General features: G+C 65.7%; 20 protein-coding genes and 1 pseudogene. 11 read left to right on the top strand and 10 right to left on the bottom strand.

All coding sequences use genetic code 11. From position 1 onward, the window contains the following. Positions 1–20: 20 nt before the first annotated feature. Both AK36_RS32405 and AK36_RS30465 read left to right on the top strand, forming a co-directional pair. Positions 21–857: a hypothetical protein gene (locus AK36_RS32405; protein WP_131753940.1), complete on the top strand. Its 837-nt coding sequence runs from the start codon at positions 21–23 to the stop codon at positions 855–857. Between the two features lie 364 nt (positions 858–1,221). Next, a complete protein-coding gene (locus AK36_RS30465) occupies positions 1,222–2,169 on the top strand; it encodes a GlxA family transcriptional regulator (protein ID WP_011880965.1) in 948 nt (315 codons plus the stop codon). 54 nt (positions 2,170–2,223) lie between these two features. On the opposite strand, the gene AK36_RS00920 is transcribed toward AK36_RS30465, so the two are convergent. The 3 genes from AK36_RS00920 to AK36_RS00910 form a co-directional block, all read right to left on the bottom strand. After that, on the bottom strand, positions 2,224–2,706 hold the full coding sequence (locus tag AK36_RS00920; protein ID WP_045577647.1) for a YybH family protein: 483 nt from the start codon (positions 2,704–2,706) through the stop codon (positions 2,224–2,226). Between the two features lie 127 nt (positions 2,707–2,833). Beyond that, entirely contained in the window at positions 2,834–3,694 is an 861-nt protein-coding gene (locus AK36_RS00915; RefSeq protein ID WP_404841937.1) for a DJ-1/PfpI family protein, read from the bottom strand. Between the two features lie 145 nt (positions 3,695–3,839). Continuing rightward, on the bottom strand, positions 3,840–4,586 hold the full coding sequence (locus AK36_RS00910; protein ID WP_014724123.1) for an SDR family oxidoreductase: 747 nt from the start codon (positions 4,584–4,586) through the stop codon (positions 3,840–3,842). Positions 4,587–5,024: 438 nt separating this feature from the next. On the opposite strand from AK36_RS00910, the gene AK36_RS00905 reads away from it, so the two are divergent. From AK36_RS00905 to AK36_RS00895, 3 genes are all read left to right on the top strand, one after another. Further along, the gene (locus tag AK36_RS00905; protein ID WP_011880969.1) at positions 5,025–5,945 is read left to right on the top strand and encodes a LysR family transcriptional regulator; all 921 of its coding nucleotides are present in this window, start codon (positions 5,025–5,027) and stop codon (positions 5,943–5,945) included. A gap of 226 nt (positions 5,946–6,171) precedes the next feature. Further along, entirely contained in the window at positions 6,172–6,954 is a 783-nt protein-coding gene (locus tag AK36_RS00900; protein ID WP_011880970.1) for an ABC transporter substrate-binding protein, read from the top strand. Between the two features lie 256 nt (positions 6,955–7,210). Beyond that, positions 7,211–8,326, top strand: coding sequence for a succinylglutamate desuccinylase/aspartoacylase family protein (locus AK36_RS00895; RefSeq protein ID WP_011880971.1), 1,116 nt, complete (start codon positions 7,211–7,213; stop codon positions 8,324–8,326). A gap of 165 nt (positions 8,327–8,491) precedes the next feature. Here AK36_RS00895 and AK36_RS00890 read toward each other — a convergent pair whose 3' ends face one another. After that, a complete protein-coding gene (locus AK36_RS00890) occupies positions 8,492–9,298 on the bottom strand; it encodes a MetQ/NlpA family ABC transporter substrate-binding protein (protein ID WP_045577646.1) in 807 nt (268 codons plus the stop codon). 302 nt (positions 9,299–9,600) lie between these two features. Between AK36_RS00890 and AK36_RS00885 the strand changes: the two genes are divergently transcribed. From AK36_RS00885 to AK36_RS00870, 4 genes are all read left to right on the top strand, one after another. Beyond that, positions 9,601–10,758 (top strand): porin, encoded by a 1,158-nt coding sequence (locus AK36_RS00885; protein WP_011880973.1) that lies wholly within the window; start codon positions 9,601–9,603, stop codon positions 10,756–10,758. 219 nt (positions 10,759–10,977) lie between these two features. After that, a complete protein-coding gene (locus AK36_RS00880; RefSeq protein WP_011880974.1) occupies positions 10,978–11,238 on the top strand; it encodes a DUF2866 domain-containing protein in 261 nt (86 codons plus the stop codon). A 109-nt stretch (positions 11,239–11,347) separates the two neighbouring features. After that, positions 11,348–11,731 (top strand): DUF6232 family protein, encoded by a 384-nt coding sequence (locus AK36_RS00875; protein ID WP_011880975.1) that lies wholly within the window; start codon positions 11,348–11,350, stop codon positions 11,729–11,731. A gap of 71 nt (positions 11,732–11,802) precedes the next feature. Continuing rightward, positions 11,803–12,030 carry a hypothetical protein gene (locus AK36_RS00870; protein ID WP_011880976.1) on the top strand — a complete coding sequence of 76 codons (228 nt, stop codon included), beginning with the start codon at positions 11,803–11,805 and terminating at the stop codon, positions 12,028–12,030. A gap of 484 nt (positions 12,031–12,514) precedes the next feature. Here AK36_RS00870 and AK36_RS00860 read toward each other — a convergent pair whose 3' ends face one another. Continuing rightward, the gene (locus AK36_RS00860; protein WP_011880977.1) at positions 12,515–13,126 is read right to left on the bottom strand and encodes a trimeric intracellular cation channel family protein; all 612 of its coding nucleotides are present in this window, start codon (positions 13,124–13,126) and stop codon (positions 12,515–12,517) included. A 10-nt stretch (positions 13,127–13,136) separates the two neighbouring features. Beyond that, entirely contained in the window at positions 13,137–13,511 is a 375-nt protein-coding gene (locus AK36_RS00855) for a hypothetical protein (RefSeq protein ID WP_045577644.1), read from the bottom strand. 213 nt (positions 13,512–13,724) lie between these two features. Between AK36_RS00855 and AK36_RS30455 the strand changes: the two are divergent. Next, positions 13,725–14,066: pseudogene (locus AK36_RS30455) on the top strand (aminoglycoside phosphotransferase family protein); the annotation flags it as partial. Between the two features lie 49 nt (positions 14,067–14,115). Here the strand turns inward: AK36_RS30455 and AK36_RS00845 are convergent. The 4 genes from AK36_RS00845 to AK36_RS00825 form a co-directional block, all read right to left on the bottom strand. Further along, positions 14,116–14,952, bottom strand: a complete 837-nt coding sequence (locus AK36_RS00845) for a bifunctional allantoicase/(S)-ureidoglycine aminohydrolase (RefSeq protein WP_034193380.1) — start codon at positions 14,950–14,952, stop codon at positions 14,116–14,118. A gap of 603 nt (positions 14,953–15,555) precedes the next feature. Beyond that, a complete protein-coding gene (locus AK36_RS00835) occupies positions 15,556–15,993 on the bottom strand; it encodes a hypothetical protein (RefSeq protein ID WP_011880981.1) in 438 nt (145 codons plus the stop codon). A gap of 627 nt (positions 15,994–16,620) precedes the next feature. Next, entirely contained in the window at positions 16,621–16,824 is a 204-nt protein-coding gene (locus tag AK36_RS00830; RefSeq protein WP_045577641.1) for a hypothetical protein, read from the bottom strand. Positions 16,825–17,078: 254 nt separating this feature from the next. Further along, entirely contained in the window at positions 17,079–17,498 is a 420-nt protein-coding gene (locus tag AK36_RS00825; protein WP_011880984.1) for an HIT family protein, read from the bottom strand. A 252-nt stretch (positions 17,499–17,750) separates the two neighbouring features. Here AK36_RS00825 and AK36_RS00820 point away from each other — a divergent pair, with 252 nt between their 5' ends. After that, positions 17,751–19,157 carry a serine hydrolase domain-containing protein gene (locus tag AK36_RS00820; RefSeq protein WP_045577640.1) on the top strand — a complete coding sequence of 469 codons (1,407 nt, stop codon included), beginning with the start codon at positions 17,751–17,753 and terminating at the stop codon, positions 19,155–19,157. Positions 19,158–19,177 lie beyond the last annotated feature (20 nt).

Raw genomic sequence — 19,177 nt, 5'->3', positions numbered from 1 at the left:
CACCGGTGAACTCTCACGCCATGACTACTCTCGAACGAAACCGCCCATTGGCTGCATCCGAGATGTCTCTCGCTCGTTGGATGCTTGAGCACGGTGAGCCGAAGGCGCGAGATTTTTTGGAACAACTCGCAGAGGCCGAGGTTACGCCATGGCGCTGTCCTTGCGGCTGTGGGTCCATCAATTTCCAGATCAAGGGCCGCGACCCTGCGCCTCCCGGCGTACACGTCCTCGGCGATTTTATTTTCGGTCCACACGATGAAGCAGCCGCGAAAGCTCACCCTAGCAATACCGATAAATCACAAATCATTGGCAAGCTAATGTTAATCGGACGCACCTACTCTGCTTCAGTGGAGCGGAGAAAGACCAAAGGGCTTGGCAAGGATGAAAGACACGCGCTTGAAGTCGTCATCGAGGCCGCCACTGCTATTGCGGGGTCAAAATGTGCCACGCTATTAGATGCTATCGGATTGGACGACAAGCTCACCCTCGACCGCGTGCCCGAAGCCGCTGCTATTCATCTTGAACTTTGTCAGGCATTGGCGACCGCCAACAATCGCGAAAACAGCAGCCTAGCATCTAAATACCTGCACTTTCATCGGCCAGCCTTTTTCCCCATTGTGGACTCGATTGTCCGTGAAGGTTGGTCGTGGGTTATGGACGATTTGGAAGGCAGCTATAAGGGTTGGCGCGACTTCGGCAAAGTCGCTCGCTATAAGGACTGGTGTGCGCGTGTTCTGGAACTCCGCGATTTGATGGAGGACAACCTTCGGCACGCCGTCAGTCTCCGGCAAATCGATAGCTATTTGTTGTCGATAATGTCTGTCGATGGGCAAGGTGGTTTGGGGTTACCACAGTAGACGTCGCGCTCAGTGAGAGACGGCGATCGCAAAGAGCAAGTACGAGCGGCGCAGGTGGTTCGACCCGGAGCCCCTCTCTGCCGTGCTGTGGTCCGCCAAGACTCAGGCTCCGGCTGGGCGTGATAGCGACGCCAGATGCCATCGAGCATCCGATTCCGCTGAGATTGAACGTTTCTCGTGGGTCGATCTGCGACAGTCACCCGCCGCAGGACGGTAGCCGCCCCCGCGCCCTGACTACCACCCGCCACAGGCCTCCCGACGAGAGCCCAAACGACGCATCTTCCCCACGACGGACCGCACGACGCGATTCGAGGGTTTTCTATAAACTAAGCCCTCCCTTGAATCTTCGACCACCGACTTCGTCATGCATCGAATTGGATTTTTCGTTTGCCGCGGCCATGATGCTCTCGATCTCGGTGGTCCACTTTCCGCCTTTAATCAAGTAGCCACAGCCGCTGGCCATACTCCGTACGATCTTCAGGTCGTCTCGCAGTCTGGAGGTCCGGTTCCCGGTAATACGGGCATTGCGATCGAGACAAAGCCGATCGGAAGGCGCGCATTCGATACCGTCGTTTTCGTGGGCGGCGATTTAGATCCGATGCAGACACCGGAGAACATCGCCGCTGCCACGAAATTGGCCGCCCGGGCCTCGCGAGTGGCAAGCGTGTGCACAGGAGCGTTTCTGCTGGCGGAAACCGGCTTGCTGGATGGATTGAAAGCGACGACACACTGGCGATACGCTGCTCTATTGCAGTCGCGCTTCCCCCGCACCAGGGTCGAGGGCAATAGCATCTATGTCGTGGACGGCCGTATTTGGACGTCGGCGGGAATCGCCTCCGGAATAGATCTGGCGCTCGGCATGATCGATAGAGATCTGGGTTCGAATGTTGCGCGCGCTGTCTCCAGGCTTTTGGTCGTCCCGTATCGTCGACCAGGCGGGCAGTCCCAGTTTTCCGCCATGTCGCAAATGGAGCCGGAATCGGATCGTATCCGCATCGCCCTGAACTTTGCCCGGGAACATCTGGCTGAAGCGTTACCTGTGGAACGACTCGCCGATGCAGCGAGATTAAGCCTGCGACAGTTCGGACGAGCATTTCGCCGGGAAACGGGTGAAACGCCAGCCAAGGCCGTCGAACGTTTGCGGGTCGAAGCTGCGAGGCTGCGCCTGCAGGAGGGCAGCGAACCGATCGAACAAATTGCTCTGGCGGTAGGCTTCACTGATCCGGAAAGAATGCGGAGGGCCTTCATCAAACTGCATGGCCACCCTCCGCAGGCGATCCGACGCGAGAGCAGATTGAATAAAGCGCGCTGATCGAGCGCCGGCCGGATGGCGCTTGCGGTCGGTGTTTGCCTATATCACCCGCGCTCAACGGCTATCGGATTTCTGCGTAGCGTAATCATTCCAGATATCGCGATGCAATTTCCACGCACCGCCCTCCTTCAGAAAAAGGAGGATCTGCTTGCCACGGTATTTAACGGCTCCAGCATGGTCACGGATTTCCGCATCCGAAACCTCCGTCACGGCCCGGTCGTTACCGTAGAACTCGTAATTGCTGAACGATACGGTGTCGGGCTTTGCCCCGGCATACTGCTTGGCGAAGTATGCGGCAATCGCGCTGCCACCCGTCACCCTGTCGCCGCCGGGCGGCAGCAGTGCGCCGTCGTGCGTATACAAGCGGCCTATCGCCTCATAATCCCCTCGCGCAAAGGCATCGGCCCACCGCGCGTTTTCGGTATTGACGGCCGCTTCGATTCGAGGCTGCGGGCCACTGGCAACTGCCGGCACGGCAAAGGCGAAAAAAGCAAAGCAGGCCGCAACGGGTGCGGCAAGACGAAGAATCTGTTGCATTTGAGATTTTTCCGATCAGATTTCAAATAGACGGGCCTGCGCCAGATCGCGCAGGTGAGGCAAGCAATGTTGGTTGCGGCTTCATCGAGAGCCGTGCGAGTCCTCGCAGACATTGCCCGCGGGAATTTCAGCGAACGCCCGGGATTCGTGCGAGTCCCTTGGATGCACCGGGCAGTTCTTTGTCGACCATCGCGATGACTTCCTGCCGTGCGTCTCTGGGGTGGCCGGAATGGAACGGCGGAGCGGGATCGTATTCGATTACGAGTTGCGTGAATTCGGCAGCCTGTTGACCGCGCAGCTTCGCCGCGACGCGAAGTGCGAAATCGATGCCGGCCGTCACGCCGCCGCCGCTCATGAAGCGGCCGTTGTCGTCTTCGACGAATCGATCCGGCACGGGGATGGCGCCATATTCGGACAGCTTGTTGACGAACGCCCAATGGCAGGCGCTACGCCTGCCATTGAGAATGCCCGTCGCAGCGAGCACCAACGATCCGTTGCAAACCGAGGTCACATGTTTGGCACTTTGGGCCAAACGCCGGATCTGCGCCTGATACTCGGGCCGCATCGGCGCCGTCAAATCGGAGCCACCGGGCACCAGAATCAGATCGGTTCGCTCGATATCGGCCAGCCGTTCGGTCTTGCCGTACACGACTCCGAATTCGAGCGTCACGTTGCCCCCATTGAGGCTCGCATAGCGAACGTTCGTATTCGGTAATCGGTGGAAAATCTCGCTGGGGCCGGCGAAGTCGAGCAGTGTCCCGCCGTCGTAATTGACAATCAAAATGTCGAGCGGGTCATTCGGAGCGAGTTCTCCTTTGCTGGCTGCCTGCGCAAGAGCAGGCGCGGTATGGCCAAGCAGTGCTCCGCCACCCAGTACGGCGCCGAGCGTGGCGATGCTTCCGAATTTGAGAATATCGCGGCGCGAACGACCTGCTTCGGTGAGTGGCTTCCCGGAGCGATTGTTTTCGCTAGTGTCGGTCAAGATCATTTCTCCTTGCGCTTCGGCCGCTCCACTTTTGCAACGAGGCTGGGCCGGATTGAACACCACCGCGCGAATAACGCGCAGTGGACATGTGATCAGGTGTGGATGAATCGGAAGGTCGTGCCGGGCTCGTGAACCGGAGTGCTCCCGCTTAAAGCTGCGAGGCGCCGCCATCGACAACCAGTTCGCTGCCGACCACGTAGGAGGATTCGTCGCTGGCGAGATAGAGCGCTGCGTAGGCAATGTCCTCTGCCTTTGCCAGACGGCCAACCGGGATGGTCTTCGCGAACTCGCTTTTGAAGTTGCGGACGTCCTCGTCCGACATCCCCCACTTGCTGAGCAGGGGCGTGTCCGTGCCACCGGGCGCGATCGCGTTGAACCGGATCTTGCGATCGAGAAACTCGTAGGACCAACTACGGGCAAGCGATCGCACGGCGGCCTTGGCTGCCGCGGTCAACGATATGCCGTGCTTGCCGGTCTGGGCGACGAACGAGGTGTTGAGGATGACCGAGGCGCCCTCTCGCAACTCCGGCAGCATCGCCTGAAGCGTGTAGACCACGCCCTTGACGTTGATGTCCATGATCTCGTTGTAGAGGTCATCGTCGATGTCATTCACTGCGGACGGGAAAGCCCAGCCAGCGTTGGCGAATACGACATCCAGGCCGCCGAACCGTTCTTTTAACTGGGCGGCAACGGCACGCATGTCGTCGATCGAACGCACATCGGCCCTGAAAACCAATGCATCGTCGCCAAGCTCGGCCTTCACACGCTCGAATGCAGCGACATCGCGACCGGTCACCGCGACCCGAGCGCCTTCTGCAATAAAGAGCTTCGCGGTCGCGAGACCGATTCCGCTAGTGCCGCCGGTAATCAAAGCCGATTTGTTCTTAAGCCTCATTCTCTGTTCCTTTCGTTTGCGCGAAATTGATCAAACCGGGAGATCAATGGGCAATCGCATTTGTGCTCTTGATCCGGCTTGATTGCTGCGCAAATTATGGAACTGGAGCCGAATGGCTCAAAGGTCGTATAACCCTCACAATACGCCACACGACCCAGCTTGATGAATGACGCATTTCGGCGCTTACTGGCGGGCCGCGCGCAAGGAAGACGCGCTCGCGGCTAACCCTCGGCTCACGAGGCAGCGTGCTCGTACCAGTTGCTGGCTAAAACGGATGAATCACGGGCCTCGATGAAGTAACGGCGAGCAAACGAAGCCACCCCCGCGGCCCCGGCGTTTTTTGTCCACCCCACCACCGCCCCCACCCCCGCGCTACCCTATCGATCCCCGCGTCAACGCCACCGCGCCACCGCGCCGCCGCCAGCCTCGAACCGATCGATGACCCGCATCCGCAACCACCTGAACACCGCGCAGCTCCACGCGTTCGTCTGCGTCGCGCATCACAAGAGCCTGCGCGCCGCCGCGCGCGAGCTCGGCGTCACGCAGCCCGCCATCACGCATACGATCCGCGAACTCGAAACCGCGCTGAACGCCGAGCTGCTCGTGCGCAGCGTGCGCGGCGTCGACCTGACCGCGTGCGGCCATGCGCTGCTGCCGCGCGCCGAGCAGTTGCTCGGCGACATGCGCCGCACCGTCGAAGCCGTCGAGCAGGTAAAAGGCGAGATGTCGGGCCGCGTCGCCGTCGGCACGATGCCGTCGATCGCGCTGACCGCGCTGCCGCACGCGGTCACCGCGTTCCGCCGCGCGATGCCGAACGTCAGCCTTCATCTCGAGGAAGTGACGGTGCCCGACGCGCTCGCGCAGCTGCACAACGGCACGCTCGACATCGCTGCGATGCACCATGTGCCCGCGCTCGACCGCGAATTCACGCAGACGCCGCTGCTGTCCACCGAGTTCACCGTGGTGATGCGCGACGGCCACCCGCTCGCGCACGCGCGCCGTTTAGAGGATTTACTCGACGCGGAATGGATCGTCACCGTCGGCGCCGAGCAGTTCCCGCACAGCGTGATGATGGCGATGTTCGAGGCGCGCGGCCTGCCGCTGCCGAAGCGCCTGCTGCGTTCGCCGATGTCGTTCGCGGTGACGCTCGGCCTGGTCGCACGCTCCGACGTGATCGGCTGCTTCACGCGCCCGCTGGCCGCCATGGTCGCGCCGCTCGGCATCCGCACGGCCGATCTCGACGAAACCATGCCGCGCTTCGACCTGTCGATCATCGCCCGCCGCGACCTGCTGCCGACGCCCGCCGTGTCGCAATTCGTCACATGCCTGCAGCGCGCGGTCAACGAAACGCTAGGCTGAATCGTTCCTTGCTTTGAAACGGCCGCATCGCGCGAGCGCGGCCGTCCGGGCCGGTATCGGGGCATGTCCTAGGCGCCCTGCCGGTATTTTGTCTTGATAATCTTGCGCACGTCGCGCGCCCGCATCGGGCATGCGAAACGGACCGTCCGACGCGAAGCCGCGCCGGGGCGAACGCTTACGGCGCGGCACAACCGCGCACCCATCGAACAAAACGAGGAGTCACCGAGTGAAAAAGATTCTTGCGGCTGTGACCGTGGCCCTGCTGGCCGTATCGGCCGGCACTGCATACGCGAAGGACTGGTCGACCGTACGCTTCGGCGTCGACGCAAGCTACCCGCCTTTCGAATCGAAAGGCGCCGACGGCAAGGTGGTCGGCTTCGACGTCGACCTCGGCAACGAGATCTGCCGCCGCATCGCCGCGAAATGCGTGTGGATCGAGAACGACTTCGACGGGATGATCCCGGCGCTGAAGGCCCGCAAGTTCGACGGCGTGCTGTCGTCGATGTCGATGACCCCGGCCCGCGAGGAACAGATCGCCTTCTCGGCGAAGCTGTTCAACACGCCGACGCGCCTCGTCACGAAGAAGGGCGCGGGCCTGCTGCCGACGGCCGAATCGCTGAAGGGCAAGACGATCGGCGTCGAGCAAGGCACGATCCAGGAAACCTACGCGAAGACGTACTGGGCGCCGAAGGGCGTCACCGTCGTCCCGTATCAGAACCAGGACCAGGTCTACGCCGACCTGATCTCGGGCCGCCTGAACGGCGCGCTGCAGGACGCCGTGCAAGCCGAGATCGGCTTCCTGAAGACGCCGCGCGGCGCCGGCTTCGATTTCGCAGGCAAGGACCTCGACGATCCGAAGACGCTCGGCAACGGCGCGGGCATCGGCCTGCGCAAGGAAGACACCGACCTGAAGACGAAGATCGACGGCGCGATCGCCGCGATGCGCAAGGACGGCACGTACGACAAGATTGCGAAGAAGTACTTCGATTTCGACGTGTACGGCAAGTAACAGCGCGCAACGCGCGCTTTGCAGCCGCGCAGACGGGCTCCGCAAGGAGCCCGTTTTTTTTGCGCCGGCGCGGCGCAAGGCTGCGCGAACGCTCGCGCGGGACGCGCCCCGCGGGCGATTGTTTTCGCGCCAAGCCGATGATTCGCAACGGAAAACGCGATACCGCCGACGCGGTTTGATAGCTTCGCGCAAGGCAACGTACAATCGACCTTCCACGCATACCGGATCATTCGCGGCTGCGCCGCCTTCCCCCATCATGCAAACGCAGACCCATCCGCTGATTTCCCCCGCCATCGGCACCGAACGTCAGATCACGAGCTTCCACTACGGCCCGCGCGGCGGCAAGAAGGTCTACATCCAGTCGTCGCTGCATGCGGACGAACTGCCCGGCATGCTGGTCGCCACGCTGCTGCGCCGCAAGATCGCCGCGCTCGAGACGGCGGGCAAGCTGCGCGGCGAAGTCGTGATCGTGCCGGTGCCGAACCCGATCGGCCTCGCGCAACATGTGTTCGGCGATCACCTGGGCCGCTTCGAGCTCGGCTCGATGCAGAACTTCAACCGCAATTTCCACGATCTCGCCGCGCTCGTGCTGCCGCGCATCGAAGGCCGGCTGACGGGCGACGCGCAGCGCAACGTCGCCGCGGTGCGCACCGCGATGCGCGAAGCGCTCGACGAGCAGAAGCCGCGCACCGAGCTGGAGTCGCAGCGGCTCGCGCTGCAGAAGCTGTCGTTCGACGCCGACATCGTGCTCGACCTGCACTGCGACAACGACGCGGTCATGCACCTGTACACGAACCCCGACCTCTGGCAGGACGTCGAGCCGCTGGCGCGCTATCTGAATGCGCAGGCGTCGCTGCTGGCGCTGAATTCGGTCGGCAATCCGTTCGATGAAATCCACAGCTTCTGCTGGTCGGATCTGCGCGACCGGTTCGGCGATCGCTTCCCGATCCCGAACGGCGCGATCTCGGTCACGGTCGAGTTGCGCAGCGAACGCGACGTGTCGTACGAGTTGGCCGAGCACGACGCGCAAGCGATCGTCGACTATCTGACCGAACGCGGCTTGATCGACGGCACGCCGGCGCCGCTGCCGCCGCTCGCGCACCCGGCCACGCCGCTCGCGGGCACCGATCCGCTGGTCGCGCCGGTGTCGGGCGTGATCGTGTTCCGCACACCGGTCGGCGCGTGGATCGAGGCCGGCCAGGAAGTGGCCGACATCGTCGATCCGCTGACCGATCGCGTGATCACGCTGAAGAGCAGCGTGTCGGGCGTGCTGTACGCGCGGCAGGTCGTGCGGTTCGCCACCGCCGGAATGGAAGTCGCGCGCATCGCCGGCGCGACGCCGATCCGCAGCGGCTCGCTGCTGTCTGCTTGAGCGAACGGCCCGCGGCGCTATCGCCGCGTGCATCAACATCAACGAAATCGCCCGCTTGCGCGGGCGATTTGCTTTTCGGCTCAGGCGAATGCGACCGATGCCCCGGCGCAGCGGCCCGGCAGCGGCCGACGTGCTGTCGACGTGCTGTCGACGTGCTGTCGACGCTCAGAACGCCGGCACGATCGCGCCGCCGAAGGTCCGGTCGATGAACTTGCGCACGTCGTCCGATTCATAGGCCGCGACGAGCTTCTTCACCCACGGCTTGTCCTTGTCCTGCGCGCGCACCGCGATCAGGTTCGCATACGGGCCGCGCAGGTCCTCGATCGCGATCGCGTCCTTCACCGGCGTGAGCCCGGCCTTCACTGCATAGTCGGTGTTGATCGACGCGGCATCGAGGTCGGGCAGCGCGCGCGGCAGTTGCGCGGCATCGAGCTCGACGATCCTGATTTTCTTCGGATTCTCGGCGACGTCGAGCGGCGTCGCGTTGACGCCGTTCGTGCCGACGCCCGGCTTCAGCTTGATCACCCCGTACTTCTGCAGCAACAGCAACGCGCGGTTGCCGTTCGACGGATCGTTCTGGATGCCGACCTTCCCACCTGCCGGCAAGTCCTTCAGCGATTTCAGCTTCTTCGAATAGAAGCCCATCGGCGCGGTGTAGGTGAGCCCGACGTTGACGATCCGGTAGCCGCGCTGCTTGATCTGGCTGTCGAGAAACGGCTGGTGCTGGAAGCCGTTCGCGTCGAGGTCGCCGGCGTCGAGCGCCGCGTTCGGCTGCACGTAGTCGTTGAACTCGATCACCTTGATCGCGAGGCCCTCGCGTGCGGCGACTTTGGTCACCTCGCTCCAGATCTGCGCATCGGGGCCGCTCATCGTGCCGATCTTCAAGGTCTGCGAATCGGCGTGCGCGCCGGATGAGGCAAAGGCCAGCGCCGCGGCAAGCGCGCCGAGGCCGGTCAGGATCGAACGTCGCATGGTGTGCTCTTGTCCCGTTTCGTGATGGAGCGCGCATCGTGGCACGCCCGCGCAGCGGCACCAACCAAGCTTATTTCATGTGCATATTCCGGAGAGCGATGGAATGACGCGCGCGTTCGGCATAACCCGTGGCGCGATCGCGCGGGAGCGACTGTGGCATCAGAACCACATATTCGTCAGATGACAACGCTGTCACATTCATTAAGTGGTCCGTCGATAAAGTTGCCGCCGGTCCGTGAGAGCGCCCATAGAGAGCGCCGGAGCCGCAACTGTAAAAGCCCTTTACTCGCTCGGAGAATCCTTTGAACAAGAAACTGTTGACCATCGCCATCCTGGCAGCAACGGCCGGTACCGCCCACGCGCAAAGCAGCGTCACGCTGTACGGCGTGATCGACGCCGGCATCAGCTACGTGAACCACAGCACCAAGAGCTCGACCGCGGCCGGCAGCAAGCTGTTCAAGTTCGACGACGGCATCGCGCAAGGCAGCCGCTGGGGCCTGCGCGGCACGGAAGACCTGGGCGGCGGCCTGAAGGCGATCTTCGTGCTCGAAAACGGCTTCAGCGTCGGCACCGGCGCGGCCGGTCAGGGCGGCGCGATGTTCGGCCGCCAGGCTTACGTCGGCCTGAGCCAGACGCAGTACGGCACGCTGACGTTCGGCCGTCAGTATTCGTTCTCGACCGACATCCTCGGCTCGTCCTACTCGACGGGCGGCAACACGGTCGCGGGCAACTACGCGTACCACGTCAACGACGTCGACCAGCTCACGTCGAGCCGCATCAACAACGCCGTGAAGTTCCAGAGTGCGAACTACTCGGGCTTCACGTTCGGCGCGTTGTACGGCTTCTCGAACTCGACCGACTTCGCGGGCGCACCGGGCACGGGCACCACGAACACGGGCGGCTCGTCGCGTGCCTACAGCTTCGGCATGAACTATGCGAACGGCCCGTTCGCGATCGGTGCGGCCTACACGGACATCCGTTACCCGAGCCAGTCGGCGCCGGCGTTCTCGACGACGATCGCGAACCTCGCGCTGTCGAACATCCGCGACCTGCGCACCTACGGCGTGGGCGGCCGCTACGTGTGGGGCCCGGCAACGGCATGGCTGCTGTGGACGCGTACGCAGTTCTCGACGATCTCGGGCGCGGGCGGCACGTTCTTCAACGCATATGAAGGCGGCCTGAAGTATGCATTCACGCCGGCGCTGTCGGCAGCGGCGGGCTATACGTACACGAACGCGACGCGCAACGGCGGCTCGGCTCACTGGAACCAGGGCAACCTCGCGCTCGACTACGCGCTCAGCAAGCGTACGGACGTGTATGGCCTGGTGATCTACCAGGACGCGTCGGGCGACGGCGCGCAAGCGGCGATCGGCTCGAGCACGAGCAGCTACTTCGGCACGTCGGGCACGAACTCGCAGAACCAGCTCGCGGTGCGCGTCGGTATCCGCCACAAGTTCTAAGGCACCCGGCCGACGGTCCGCGCGGTTCGCGGACCCCGCCGGCAAGCAGCGCCCCGCGTGCGGGGCGCTTTTTTATGCGCTTTTAAGTTTCGCTTAATTCTGGGCTGAGAGGATGCTCTCACCCCCCCTGTTGGCCGCCTGAGCATCGGCGGCTTCTTTTTTTTGAGAACCACTACGGCACCGCCAGCAACTGCTCACAAGACAGGATCGGAGGCCATGATGATCGAAGATACCGTTTTCAGCCATCTGCACGCGATTCTGACGCGCCAGCATTCGCTCCCGGTCCAGAGCTGCCGCGTGTCGGTGGAAATGCTGCGGCCGTGGGGTCGCCCGTACCGGCTCGTCGAATGGACGATGCACCTCGACGCGCCCGCGCGGCGCCAGATCGTGCCGGCCGAATCGACCGACGAACAGATCGCCGAAGTCGTCGCGTCGCACGTGCCGGGCCGCCTGTACGGCGACGGCCGGCTGCAGTTCTGACGCCCGCCGAGGCCGGTTGCGCCGCGCGCTTGGGTCGTGCGGCACTCGGTCCCGTTTGACGGGGCAGCGAAGTCTGCTACGCTGCGCGTTTTCGTCCACGCAACACACGATGGAAAACGCATTCAACGAACGCGGCGTGACGATCACGCGCAACGGCCTGTCGGCCGCCGGGCAGGTCTTTCCGCTGCGTGACATTCGCAACGTCGACGTCGTCAAGATTCCGAAAAATCGTCTCGTACCGTGGCTGATCTCGCTGATCGGCGCGGCCGTCGCCGTGGCCGGCGGTATCGGCGCATCGAGCGCCGCGCTGGTGGTCGGCGTGATGCTGGTCGTGGTCGGCTATCTCGCCTGGACCACGCAGGACGTCACGTACCGGCTGATGGTCGAGACGCCCGACGGCAAGCGCGAAGCGCTGTCGAGCGTCGATGTCGAATTCGTCGAGCGCGTCGCCCGCACGGTGCGCGACGCACGCGCCGCCACGGCCGCCGGCTGATTTCCGTTGGGCGCGCCGAGCGCCTACTATGAAACGAGCGGCACGCCGCCGCATCGTTCGAGGAGGTCGGCATGAACGCCCAATCGCTGTCCGGCATGTTGCGCGCGCAGGAGCTGCTGCTCGTTTCGATGATTCGCGCGCTGCCGCCGGATACACGCAGCGCCGTCGTCGATCTCTATGCGGAGCAGCTCGCGTTCGCCGAGCAAGGCGGGTTCGAAGGTCATGGGGATCGTGCGACGCACGAGGCGTTCATCGCGCATGCGCGCAACCTGTTGATTCGGATCGAATCGTTGGCGTAGTGGGGCGGGCGGATGCTGGGGCAGGCTTCGTGCGGGGCGGTTGGGCCGCGGGGGCGGGTTCGCCGGTTCGCCGGTTCGCCCGGTTCGCCCGGTTCGCCCGGTTCGCCCGGTTCGCCCGGTTCGCCCGGTTCGCCTCGTTCGCCTCGTTCTCCCCGTTCTCCCGGTTTGCCGGCCCCCGGTCCGCCGGGTTGCCGGGTTGCCGGGTTGCCGGTGCGAGCCAAGCGAACCCCGCCGCCTATGCAGCACGCCGGCGAATCGGCCGTTTTCCGTCCATTTGTCGTGAACGCTCCTCATCTGTAGCGATGTAGGCCATCGTTCGCCGCTTGTTGCGTCGATGACCGCATGTCCAGGGCGCTCGCCATGCCCTCCCCGTATTCAGGCTCCGGCGTGTGACCGGCACGACCGGCACCACCAGCGCGCCGCATCTCCGCGTGTCAGCCCCGCTGCCCGAGCAGCGCGCCAAGGTTCGCGCCGGCACGATTGCTCAGCGCTCGACATCCGCGACGGCGAAAGTCCGCAATTTCCATCCGAGTCGCACGGCGAGCATCCGCGTCGCGAAGCCTGCCACGAGCGCGACGATCGTCGCCGGCCCCGCGCCGATACCCAGATACTGCATGCCGACGTACAACCCGCCCGTGAACAATGCGACGCTCGCGTACAGTTCGTCGCGCAGGACCAGCGGCATCTCGTTGCACAGCAGGTCGCGCAGCATCCCGCCGCACACGCCGGTGATCGCACCTGCCAGCACGACGATGATCGGCGCCGCGCCGGTCGACGCGCCGATGTCGCAGCCGATGATCGTGAACGCCGCGAGGCCGATCGCGTCGACGGTCACGAACAGCGTCTTCATCCGTGACAGGTGCCGCGCAGCCCACGACGCGGCGGTCGCGGCCGCGAGCGTGATCAGCAGATAGGCCGGATGCGCGATCCAGCCGAGCGGATAGTGTCCGAGCAGCACGTCGCGCACGGTGCCGCCGCCGAGCGCCGTCACCGCGCCGACCAGCGCGAGGCCGAACCGGTCCATCCCGCGCCGCATGCCCATCAGCGCGCCCGACATCGCTTCCGCAACGATCGCAATCAGATATAGCGTATGCATCGTGCTCGCCTCAGCTTTCGATACGAAACAGGCCGCGCACACGCGCGCGCCCGGCTGCGTCGATCGCGGGCAGCGGCGTTGCCGGCTTGCGTTGCGCGTGGCGCTCGATGGTTCCCGAAGCGCCGAGCGCGACGACGCGGCGGATCAAAGGCGCGAAGTCTTCGCTGCGCGTACTGCGCGCGGATCGGGCATGGGCGAAATCGCGTCGGTCGACGCGCGCCATGCGCGGCGGCTTCACGGCCACCGATAGGGTTCCGTCGTCGGTAGTCTTCATGTAGTAGTCGGGCGAGACGGTCACCGCGAGCGGGATGCGCCGAACACAGCGGCGCGGCAATGCCGCACACACTCGTGGTCGCGACGATGGGTCGGCGGTGCGATGGATCATGCAGGCTCCTGATTCGATGGGGCGACCGCGCGCGCCGCAGCGGCGTTCGTCGATCGCGAAACGCGCGCATTGTCGAAGGGATGCCGCGATACCGGAACATTCTTTAGCCAAACTTTGACTGGCTAAATTTTATTTAGGAAAGGCCGATGCACGGGCCTCAGCCCCGGGCGCCGCGCCCTGCGCGCGGGCGGCTTCGCCTGTACCATCGTCTGCATGTTCGACACTTATCTGCGCCGATGGGATCTCGTTCCCGACGGCGGCCCGATCCTCAGCGCGAGCGGCGGCGTGCTGCCGGTCACCCGGCATGCGCAGCCCGCGATGCTGAAGGTCGCGACCTGCGACGAAGAGCGGCGCGGCAACGCGCTGATGACGTGGTGGAACGGCAACGGCGCCGCGCGGGTATGGCTGCACGATCGCGACGCGGTGCTGCTCGAACGCGCATGCGCGACGCCGACGCTGGGCGAGCTGTCGGCCGCCGGCCATGACGACGATGCGATCCGCATCGCGTGCGACGCCGTCGCGCGGCCACGCGACGCACACGCCCCGTATCACCCAAAAAGACGCCGGCATGCGCCGGCGTTTCCTCCGATCCAACGCGCGATGCTCAGCGCGCGGGATTCAGCGTCAGGTTCATGTGGCGGTTCACGTCCTTGTACAGCAGATAGCGGAAGCGGCCCGGCCCGCCCGAATAGCACGCCTGCGGGCAGAACGCGCGCAGCCACATGAAGTCGCCCGCCTCCACCTCGACCCAGTCCTGGTTCAGGCGATAGACGGCCTTGCCTTCGAGCACGTACAAGCCGTGCTCCATCACGTGCGTCTCGGCGAACGGAATCACGCCGCCCGGCTCGAACGTCACGATGTTCACGTGCATGTCGTGACGCATGTCGCTCATGTCGACGAAACGCGTCGTCACCCATGCACCGTTGGTGCCCGGCATCGGAATCGGCTCGACCTCCTGCTCGTTGGTCACGAACGCGTCCGGCAGTGCGATGCCGTCGACGGCCTGATAGTGCTTGCGAATCCAGTGGAAACGCACCGCGGCATCACTGACGTTGTGCAGCGTCCAGTCGGCGCCCGGCGGAATGAACGCATAGCCGCCCGGCTTCAGCGTGTGCTGCTTGCCCTGCAGCGTCAGCTCGGCCTCGCCCTCGACGACGAACAGCACGGCTTCGGCGTTGCGGTCCTGCTCGGGCTTGTCGCTGCCGCCGCCGGGATTCACTTCGACGATGTACTGCGAGAAGGTCTCGGCGAAACCCGACAGCGGGCGCGCGATCACCCACAGGCGCGTGTGGGTCCAGAACGGCAGCCAGCTCGTCACGATGTCGCGCATCACTCCCTTCGGAATGACCGCGTACGCCTCGGTGAACATCGCGCGATCGGTCAGCAGATCGGTCTGCGGCGGGTGGCCGCCATGCGGCGCGTAATACGTAGTCTTCGACATAAGGCATCCAGGCAATGGGTTGGTCCAACGTCCGCTGCGCAACGCGGCCGCGTCGCACGACAGCGCCTTCGTTCGGTCGGACAGGCTTCGCGACGGGGCCGTGCGCGAATCCGGGCGCGCGCCGATGCTTGCCGCTCCGCACACGCTCGGCATCACGCGGGACGGGATCGGGACGGCAATGCTCGATTCCGTACGCGGGCAGCGCTGACGATAGCGAAGTCGATTGCGATCGACCAATTAAATGTTGCGATGCCTTTCATTCGATTCCGCACTACCGGTGCCGAGGCTCGGCGAGCGCGAGTTGTGCGCGTCGGGGGGAATCGTGACGGTGTCGGCGGACATCGGGCTCTGTGCCGAGCAGTTGCATGGATGTGCGCGCGTATGCCGAACGGCTACAAGGGAACGTAGCGCGCGATGTCGTCGAAGAGGAGAAGGTACGGCAGGAGGGAATGCGCCGGCCAATCGAGCGTAGCCGGGGAAGGACTGCGGAGGAACGACAAGACTGCAGGTTTCGTCGGCGACGGCGGCCTCTGCGAGGCCGCCGCGCCTGCCGGATCGGGCGCGCCGGTGCGCGCGTCGCGCACCGTGCGAGGCCCGTCGCGATCAGTCCCAGTCGCGGTGATGACGGTGCTTGCGATGGCGATAGCCGCGATCGCCATGGTCGCGGTCGTACGAGCTGCGCGACAGGTTGCCGCCGAGCGCCGCGCCGGCGCCGCCGCCGACCGCCGCGCCCAGCAGGCCGCCCGTGCGGCCGCCCATTGCGTTGCCCGCCGCGGTGCCTGCGCCGCCGCCGAGCGCGCCGCCGATGATCGCGCCGGTGCGCTCGCGACGGTTCGACGTCACCGCGCCACCCGCGCCGCCGCCGATCGCGCCGCCGATCACGGAACCCGTGCTGCCGCCGACTGCGCCGCCGACCGCTGCGCCGGCAACCCCGCCGAGCGCGCCGCCAAGCGCATTGTTCAGGTCACCGGCCATTGCCGGCACTGCAGTCGCGCCGGTCAGCACGGCGACGACGAGAGCGGGGGCGATTTTCTTCCACATTCCCGTATTCTTCCTTGTTCGCAATCTGGTTATTGAAGGTCCGCTCGCTACCACGATCCGAACCGGTCGGCGTCGACTCCGGCATTGTGCGGAACCGCGACCAATTCATTTCAATGAGCTTGCGGCGAAGAATAGCACCGCTCGCAGGTCCTTGCCGCCGTCATTCGGTAACAAGTTGTTCGCCGAAACGGAACCGGAAAAGCTTGCCGGAAATCGGCCGCGAAGGCCCGTCGGCCGGGGCTCCGCCGGCGGCCGCCCACGGTTTCCGCGCGGGCCGGAACGGGCGCGAGGCATCGCTTCGGACACACGTGGCAACACATCGGCGCAGCCGCACGCGGCGGCAACGATCGCGCGACACGCGGAGTCCGATCGACGCGCGCGATGCGCTACGCATGCATTGCGGGTTCGTCGCAGCGGCTGCCTGCGGCGGGCGGAATCCACGTGAAGAATAGGACGAGGCGCAGCCGGCTCGATGAACGAGCAAGCCGTCGATGGCTCGGGCGACAGAGTTGGGATGGATGGCGCGACGTACGGAGAACGCGGCGTCACGACGCGCAGCAATGCGGCAACGCCGGCTCGACACGGCCGCGCGGCGCGCATGCTGCACGCGCCGCGCGTACCGCGCGATCAGCGGATGCGGAAGTGGCCGCCGATGCCGACGCTGACCGCCGGCGCGTAATAGGCCGGCGCATAACCGTAGTAGGCCGGCGCATAACCGTAGTAGGCGGGCGCATAGCCGTACGCGGGCGCGGGCGCGTAGCCGTAAGGCGGCGCGACATAGCAGCCGGACAGGCCGGCGATCAGCGCAAACGAGATGAGGACTTTGTACATGGCTCGACTCCGGCGAAAAGAACGCATCGCACCGCGCGAGCGCCGTGCCGTCGCGGCGTGCGACCGTACGGCCGCATGCGGCGATCCGCGTTGCCGTCGCCCGGTGTAGCGATGCGCGGAGTCTAGCGCCGGCCTCCGCGGGAGGCGTTTCGCTGGCCGTTACAGGTGTTACCGGGCGTCACCGCGGAAACAGTCGCGGCGGGCGCCGCGGCGCGCGCGTGCTCGCGCGCTGGCCGGAGCGAGCCGCGCGGCCGTTACACGAAACGTGCGCGGATGCGCTGCGCGAGGGCTTCCAGCGTCGCCGCATCGGCGAAGTCGCGCGCGTGCATCCGCAACTCGACGCCTTCCCAGCGCGGAATCACGTGGAAATGCACGTGCGGGACCGTCTGGCCCGCAGCAGCACCGTTGAACTGGCCGATGAACATGCCGTCCGGGCCGAGCGCGTCACGCACGGCCGCCGCGACGCGCTGCGTCATGCGGATGCTCGCCGCGGCCGCGTCGCCGGACAGCTCGAAGAGCTGCGCGGCCGGCTCCTTCGGGATCACGAGCACGTGCCCGTCGGCCTGCGGCATGACGTCCATGATCGCGACGGTGGCGTCGTCTTCGGCGATCTTCACGCACGGCAATTCGCCGCGCAGGATCCTGGCAAACGGGTTGTTGTTGTCGTAGGACATGGCGTTTTCCGGTTTCTGGATTGGGTTCGAGGGGTAACGATGCCGGTCGATTATCGACCGGCCGCCGTCCGCAGTTCAACCTGCGCATCTCCGGCGCGCGTTTGCCGGCTTGCCGGTCGCGCCATCGCACGTGCAGCGACGCGCGATGCACGCTGCCGCCGTTCGTCACGCGCGCGCGATTGCACCGCGTCGCCCGAACCTGCGACACTGCCGGATCGTTGCCGGCCGGCACGCCACCGAGGACGCTCGCGCATGACGCTCCCGTTCAAATCGCTGATCCTGCGCGGCGCCGCCGTCGCAGTCGCCGTCACGCTCGGCTATGCGGGCTACATGCTGTCGCGGCTCGCGCCGATCGCCACCGGCTATGCGGCCAAGGCGCTGTGTTCGGGCGTGTTCGTGTCGGGCCGTCCGGCCGCATCGGTGATCGACGTCGACATCATGGCCGGCGTTCATCCGCTGCTGAAGCTCGTGCGTCCGTCGCTCGATCCGGAGCATCGGCGCGCGGTCGCGACGTTCGCCGGTTTCGCGCGACGCGAGGCCGACTTCCGGCCAGGGCTCGGCTGCACGCTCGCGCTCGGGCCGGCGCACGATGTGCTGCCGGCCGCGCTGCCGCCCGTTGCCGATCCGCCGCACGCCGTGGCCGTAGCCGCGCCGGCCGCCCTATCGGGCATCGACACCGGCAAGCTGCAGCACGCGCTCGACCGCGCCTTCGACGAACCCGATCCGGCGCGGCTGCGGCGCACGCGCGCGGTCGTCGTGATGTGGCGCGGCCAGGTGATCGCCGAACGTTATGCGCCCGGCTTCACCGCCGACACGCCGCTGCCCGGCTGGTCGATGACGAAGACCGTGACGGCCGCGCTGGTCGGCATGCTGGTCGCGCAGCACCGGCTGTCGCCGCAGGCGGCGGCGCTGCTGCCCGAATGGCGCGGCAGCGGCGACCCGCGCGCGGCGATCACGCTCGACGAACTGCTGCGCATGACGAGCGGCCTGCGATTCAACGAGGACTACGACGACCCGCTGTCCGACGTCGCGGTGATGCTGTTCACGCAGCCCGACACCGCGCGCTTCGCATCCGCGATGCCGCTCGCCGCGCGACCGGGCACGCAGTGGCAGTACTCGAGCGGCACGAGCGCGATCGTCGCGCGTGTGATGCGCGCAGCGATGGGCGGCAGCGACGCCGATTACCTCGCCTTTCCGCGCCGCGCGCTGTTCGCGCCGCTCGGGATGCGCAGCGCGGTGTTCGAGCCCGACGCGGCTGGCACGCTCGGCAGCGCGTCGTTCATGTATGCGAGCGCGCGCGACTGGGCGCGCTTCGGCCAGCTGCTGCTGCAGGACGGCGTATGGGACGGCCGGCGGCTGTTGCCGGCAGGCTGGGTGCGCTACCTGACGCGCCCGACGCCGCTGTCGACGCGCGGCGAATTCGGCGCGCACCTGTGGGTCAAGGTGCCGGAGCCGTTCGACGCTCACGATGGAGCCGCGAGCGCGCTGCCGGCCGACGCGTTTCATGCGGTCGGCCATGAAGGCCAGTTCGTGAGCGTGGTGCCGAGCCGCCAGCTGGTGGTCGTGCGGCTCGGGCTGTCGCGGCCGGAATCCGCGTGGAATCACGACGCGTTTCTCGCGCGCGTGCTGCAAGCGGTGCCGGCGGCGGCGGCCCGGTGACGATGCAATGCCGCAGCGCC

The sequence above is a fragment of the Burkholderia vietnamiensis LMG 10929 genome (assembly GCF_000959445.1).
Taxonomy (GTDB): Bacteria; Pseudomonadota; Gammaproteobacteria; order Burkholderiales; family Burkholderiaceae; genus Burkholderia; species Burkholderia vietnamiensis.
The sequence above is the reverse complement of the archived record's forward strand: the minus strand, read 5'-3'. Positions and strand labels throughout refer to the sequence as shown.

Bases quoted from the DNA above. Each gene is read 5' to 3' on its own strand.
- AK36_RS32405 (WP_131753940.1), top strand. From the start codon at position 21: ATGACTACTCTCGAACGAAACCGCCCATTGGCTGCATCCGAGATGTCT.
- AK36_RS30465 (WP_011880965.1), top strand. From the start codon at position 1,222: ATGCATCGAATTGGATTTTTCGTTTGCCGCGGCCATGATGCTCTCGAT.
- AK36_RS00920 (WP_045577647.1), bottom strand. From the start codon at position 2,706: ATGCAACAGATTCTTCGTCTTGCCGCACCCGTTGCGGCCTGCTTTGCT.
- AK36_RS00915 (WP_404841937.1), bottom strand. From the start codon at position 3,694: ATGATCTTGACCGACACTAGCGAAAACAATCGCTCCGGGAAGCCACTC.
- AK36_RS00910 (WP_014724123.1), bottom strand. From the start codon at position 4,586: ATGAGGCTTAAGAACAAATCGGCTTTGATTACCGGCGGCACTAGCGGA.
- AK36_RS00905 (WP_011880969.1), top strand. From the start codon at position 5,025: ATGACCCGCATCCGCAACCACCTGAACACCGCGCAGCTCCACGCGTTC.
- AK36_RS00895 (WP_011880971.1), top strand. From the start codon at position 7,211: ATGCAAACGCAGACCCATCCGCTGATTTCCCCCGCCATCGGCACCGAA.
- AK36_RS00890 (WP_045577646.1), bottom strand. From the start codon at position 9,298: ATGCGACGTTCGATCCTGACCGGCCTCGGCGCGCTTGCCGCGGCGCTG.
- AK36_RS00880 (WP_011880974.1), top strand. From the start codon at position 10,978: ATGATCGAAGATACCGTTTTCAGCCATCTGCACGCGATTCTGACGCGC.
- AK36_RS00875 (WP_011880975.1), top strand. From the start codon at position 11,348: ATGGAAAACGCATTCAACGAACGCGGCGTGACGATCACGCGCAACGGC.
- AK36_RS00870 (WP_011880976.1), top strand. From the start codon at position 11,803: ATGAACGCCCAATCGCTGTCCGGCATGTTGCGCGCGCAGGAGCTGCTG.
- AK36_RS00860 (WP_011880977.1), bottom strand. From the start codon at position 13,126: ATGCATACGCTATATCTGATTGCGATCGTTGCGGAAGCGATGTCGGGC.
- AK36_RS00855 (WP_045577644.1), bottom strand. From the start codon at position 13,511: ATGATCCATCGCACCGCCGACCCATCGTCGCGACCACGAGTGTGTGCG.
- AK36_RS00845 (WP_034193380.1), bottom strand. From the start codon at position 14,952: ATGTCGAAGACTACGTATTACGCGCCGCATGGCGGCCACCCGCCGCAG.
- AK36_RS00835 (WP_011880981.1), bottom strand. From the start codon at position 15,993: ATGTGGAAGAAAATCGCCCCCGCTCTCGTCGTCGCCGTGCTGACCGGC.
- AK36_RS00830 (WP_045577641.1), bottom strand. From the start codon at position 16,824: ATGTACAAAGTCCTCATCTCGTTTGCGCTGATCGCCGGCCTGTCCGGC.
- AK36_RS00825 (WP_011880984.1), bottom strand. From the start codon at position 17,498: ATGTCCTACGACAACAACAACCCGTTTGCCAGGATCCTGCGCGGCGAA.
- AK36_RS00820 (WP_045577640.1), top strand. From the start codon at position 17,751: ATGACGCTCCCGTTCAAATCGCTGATCCTGCGCGGCGCCGCCGTCGCA.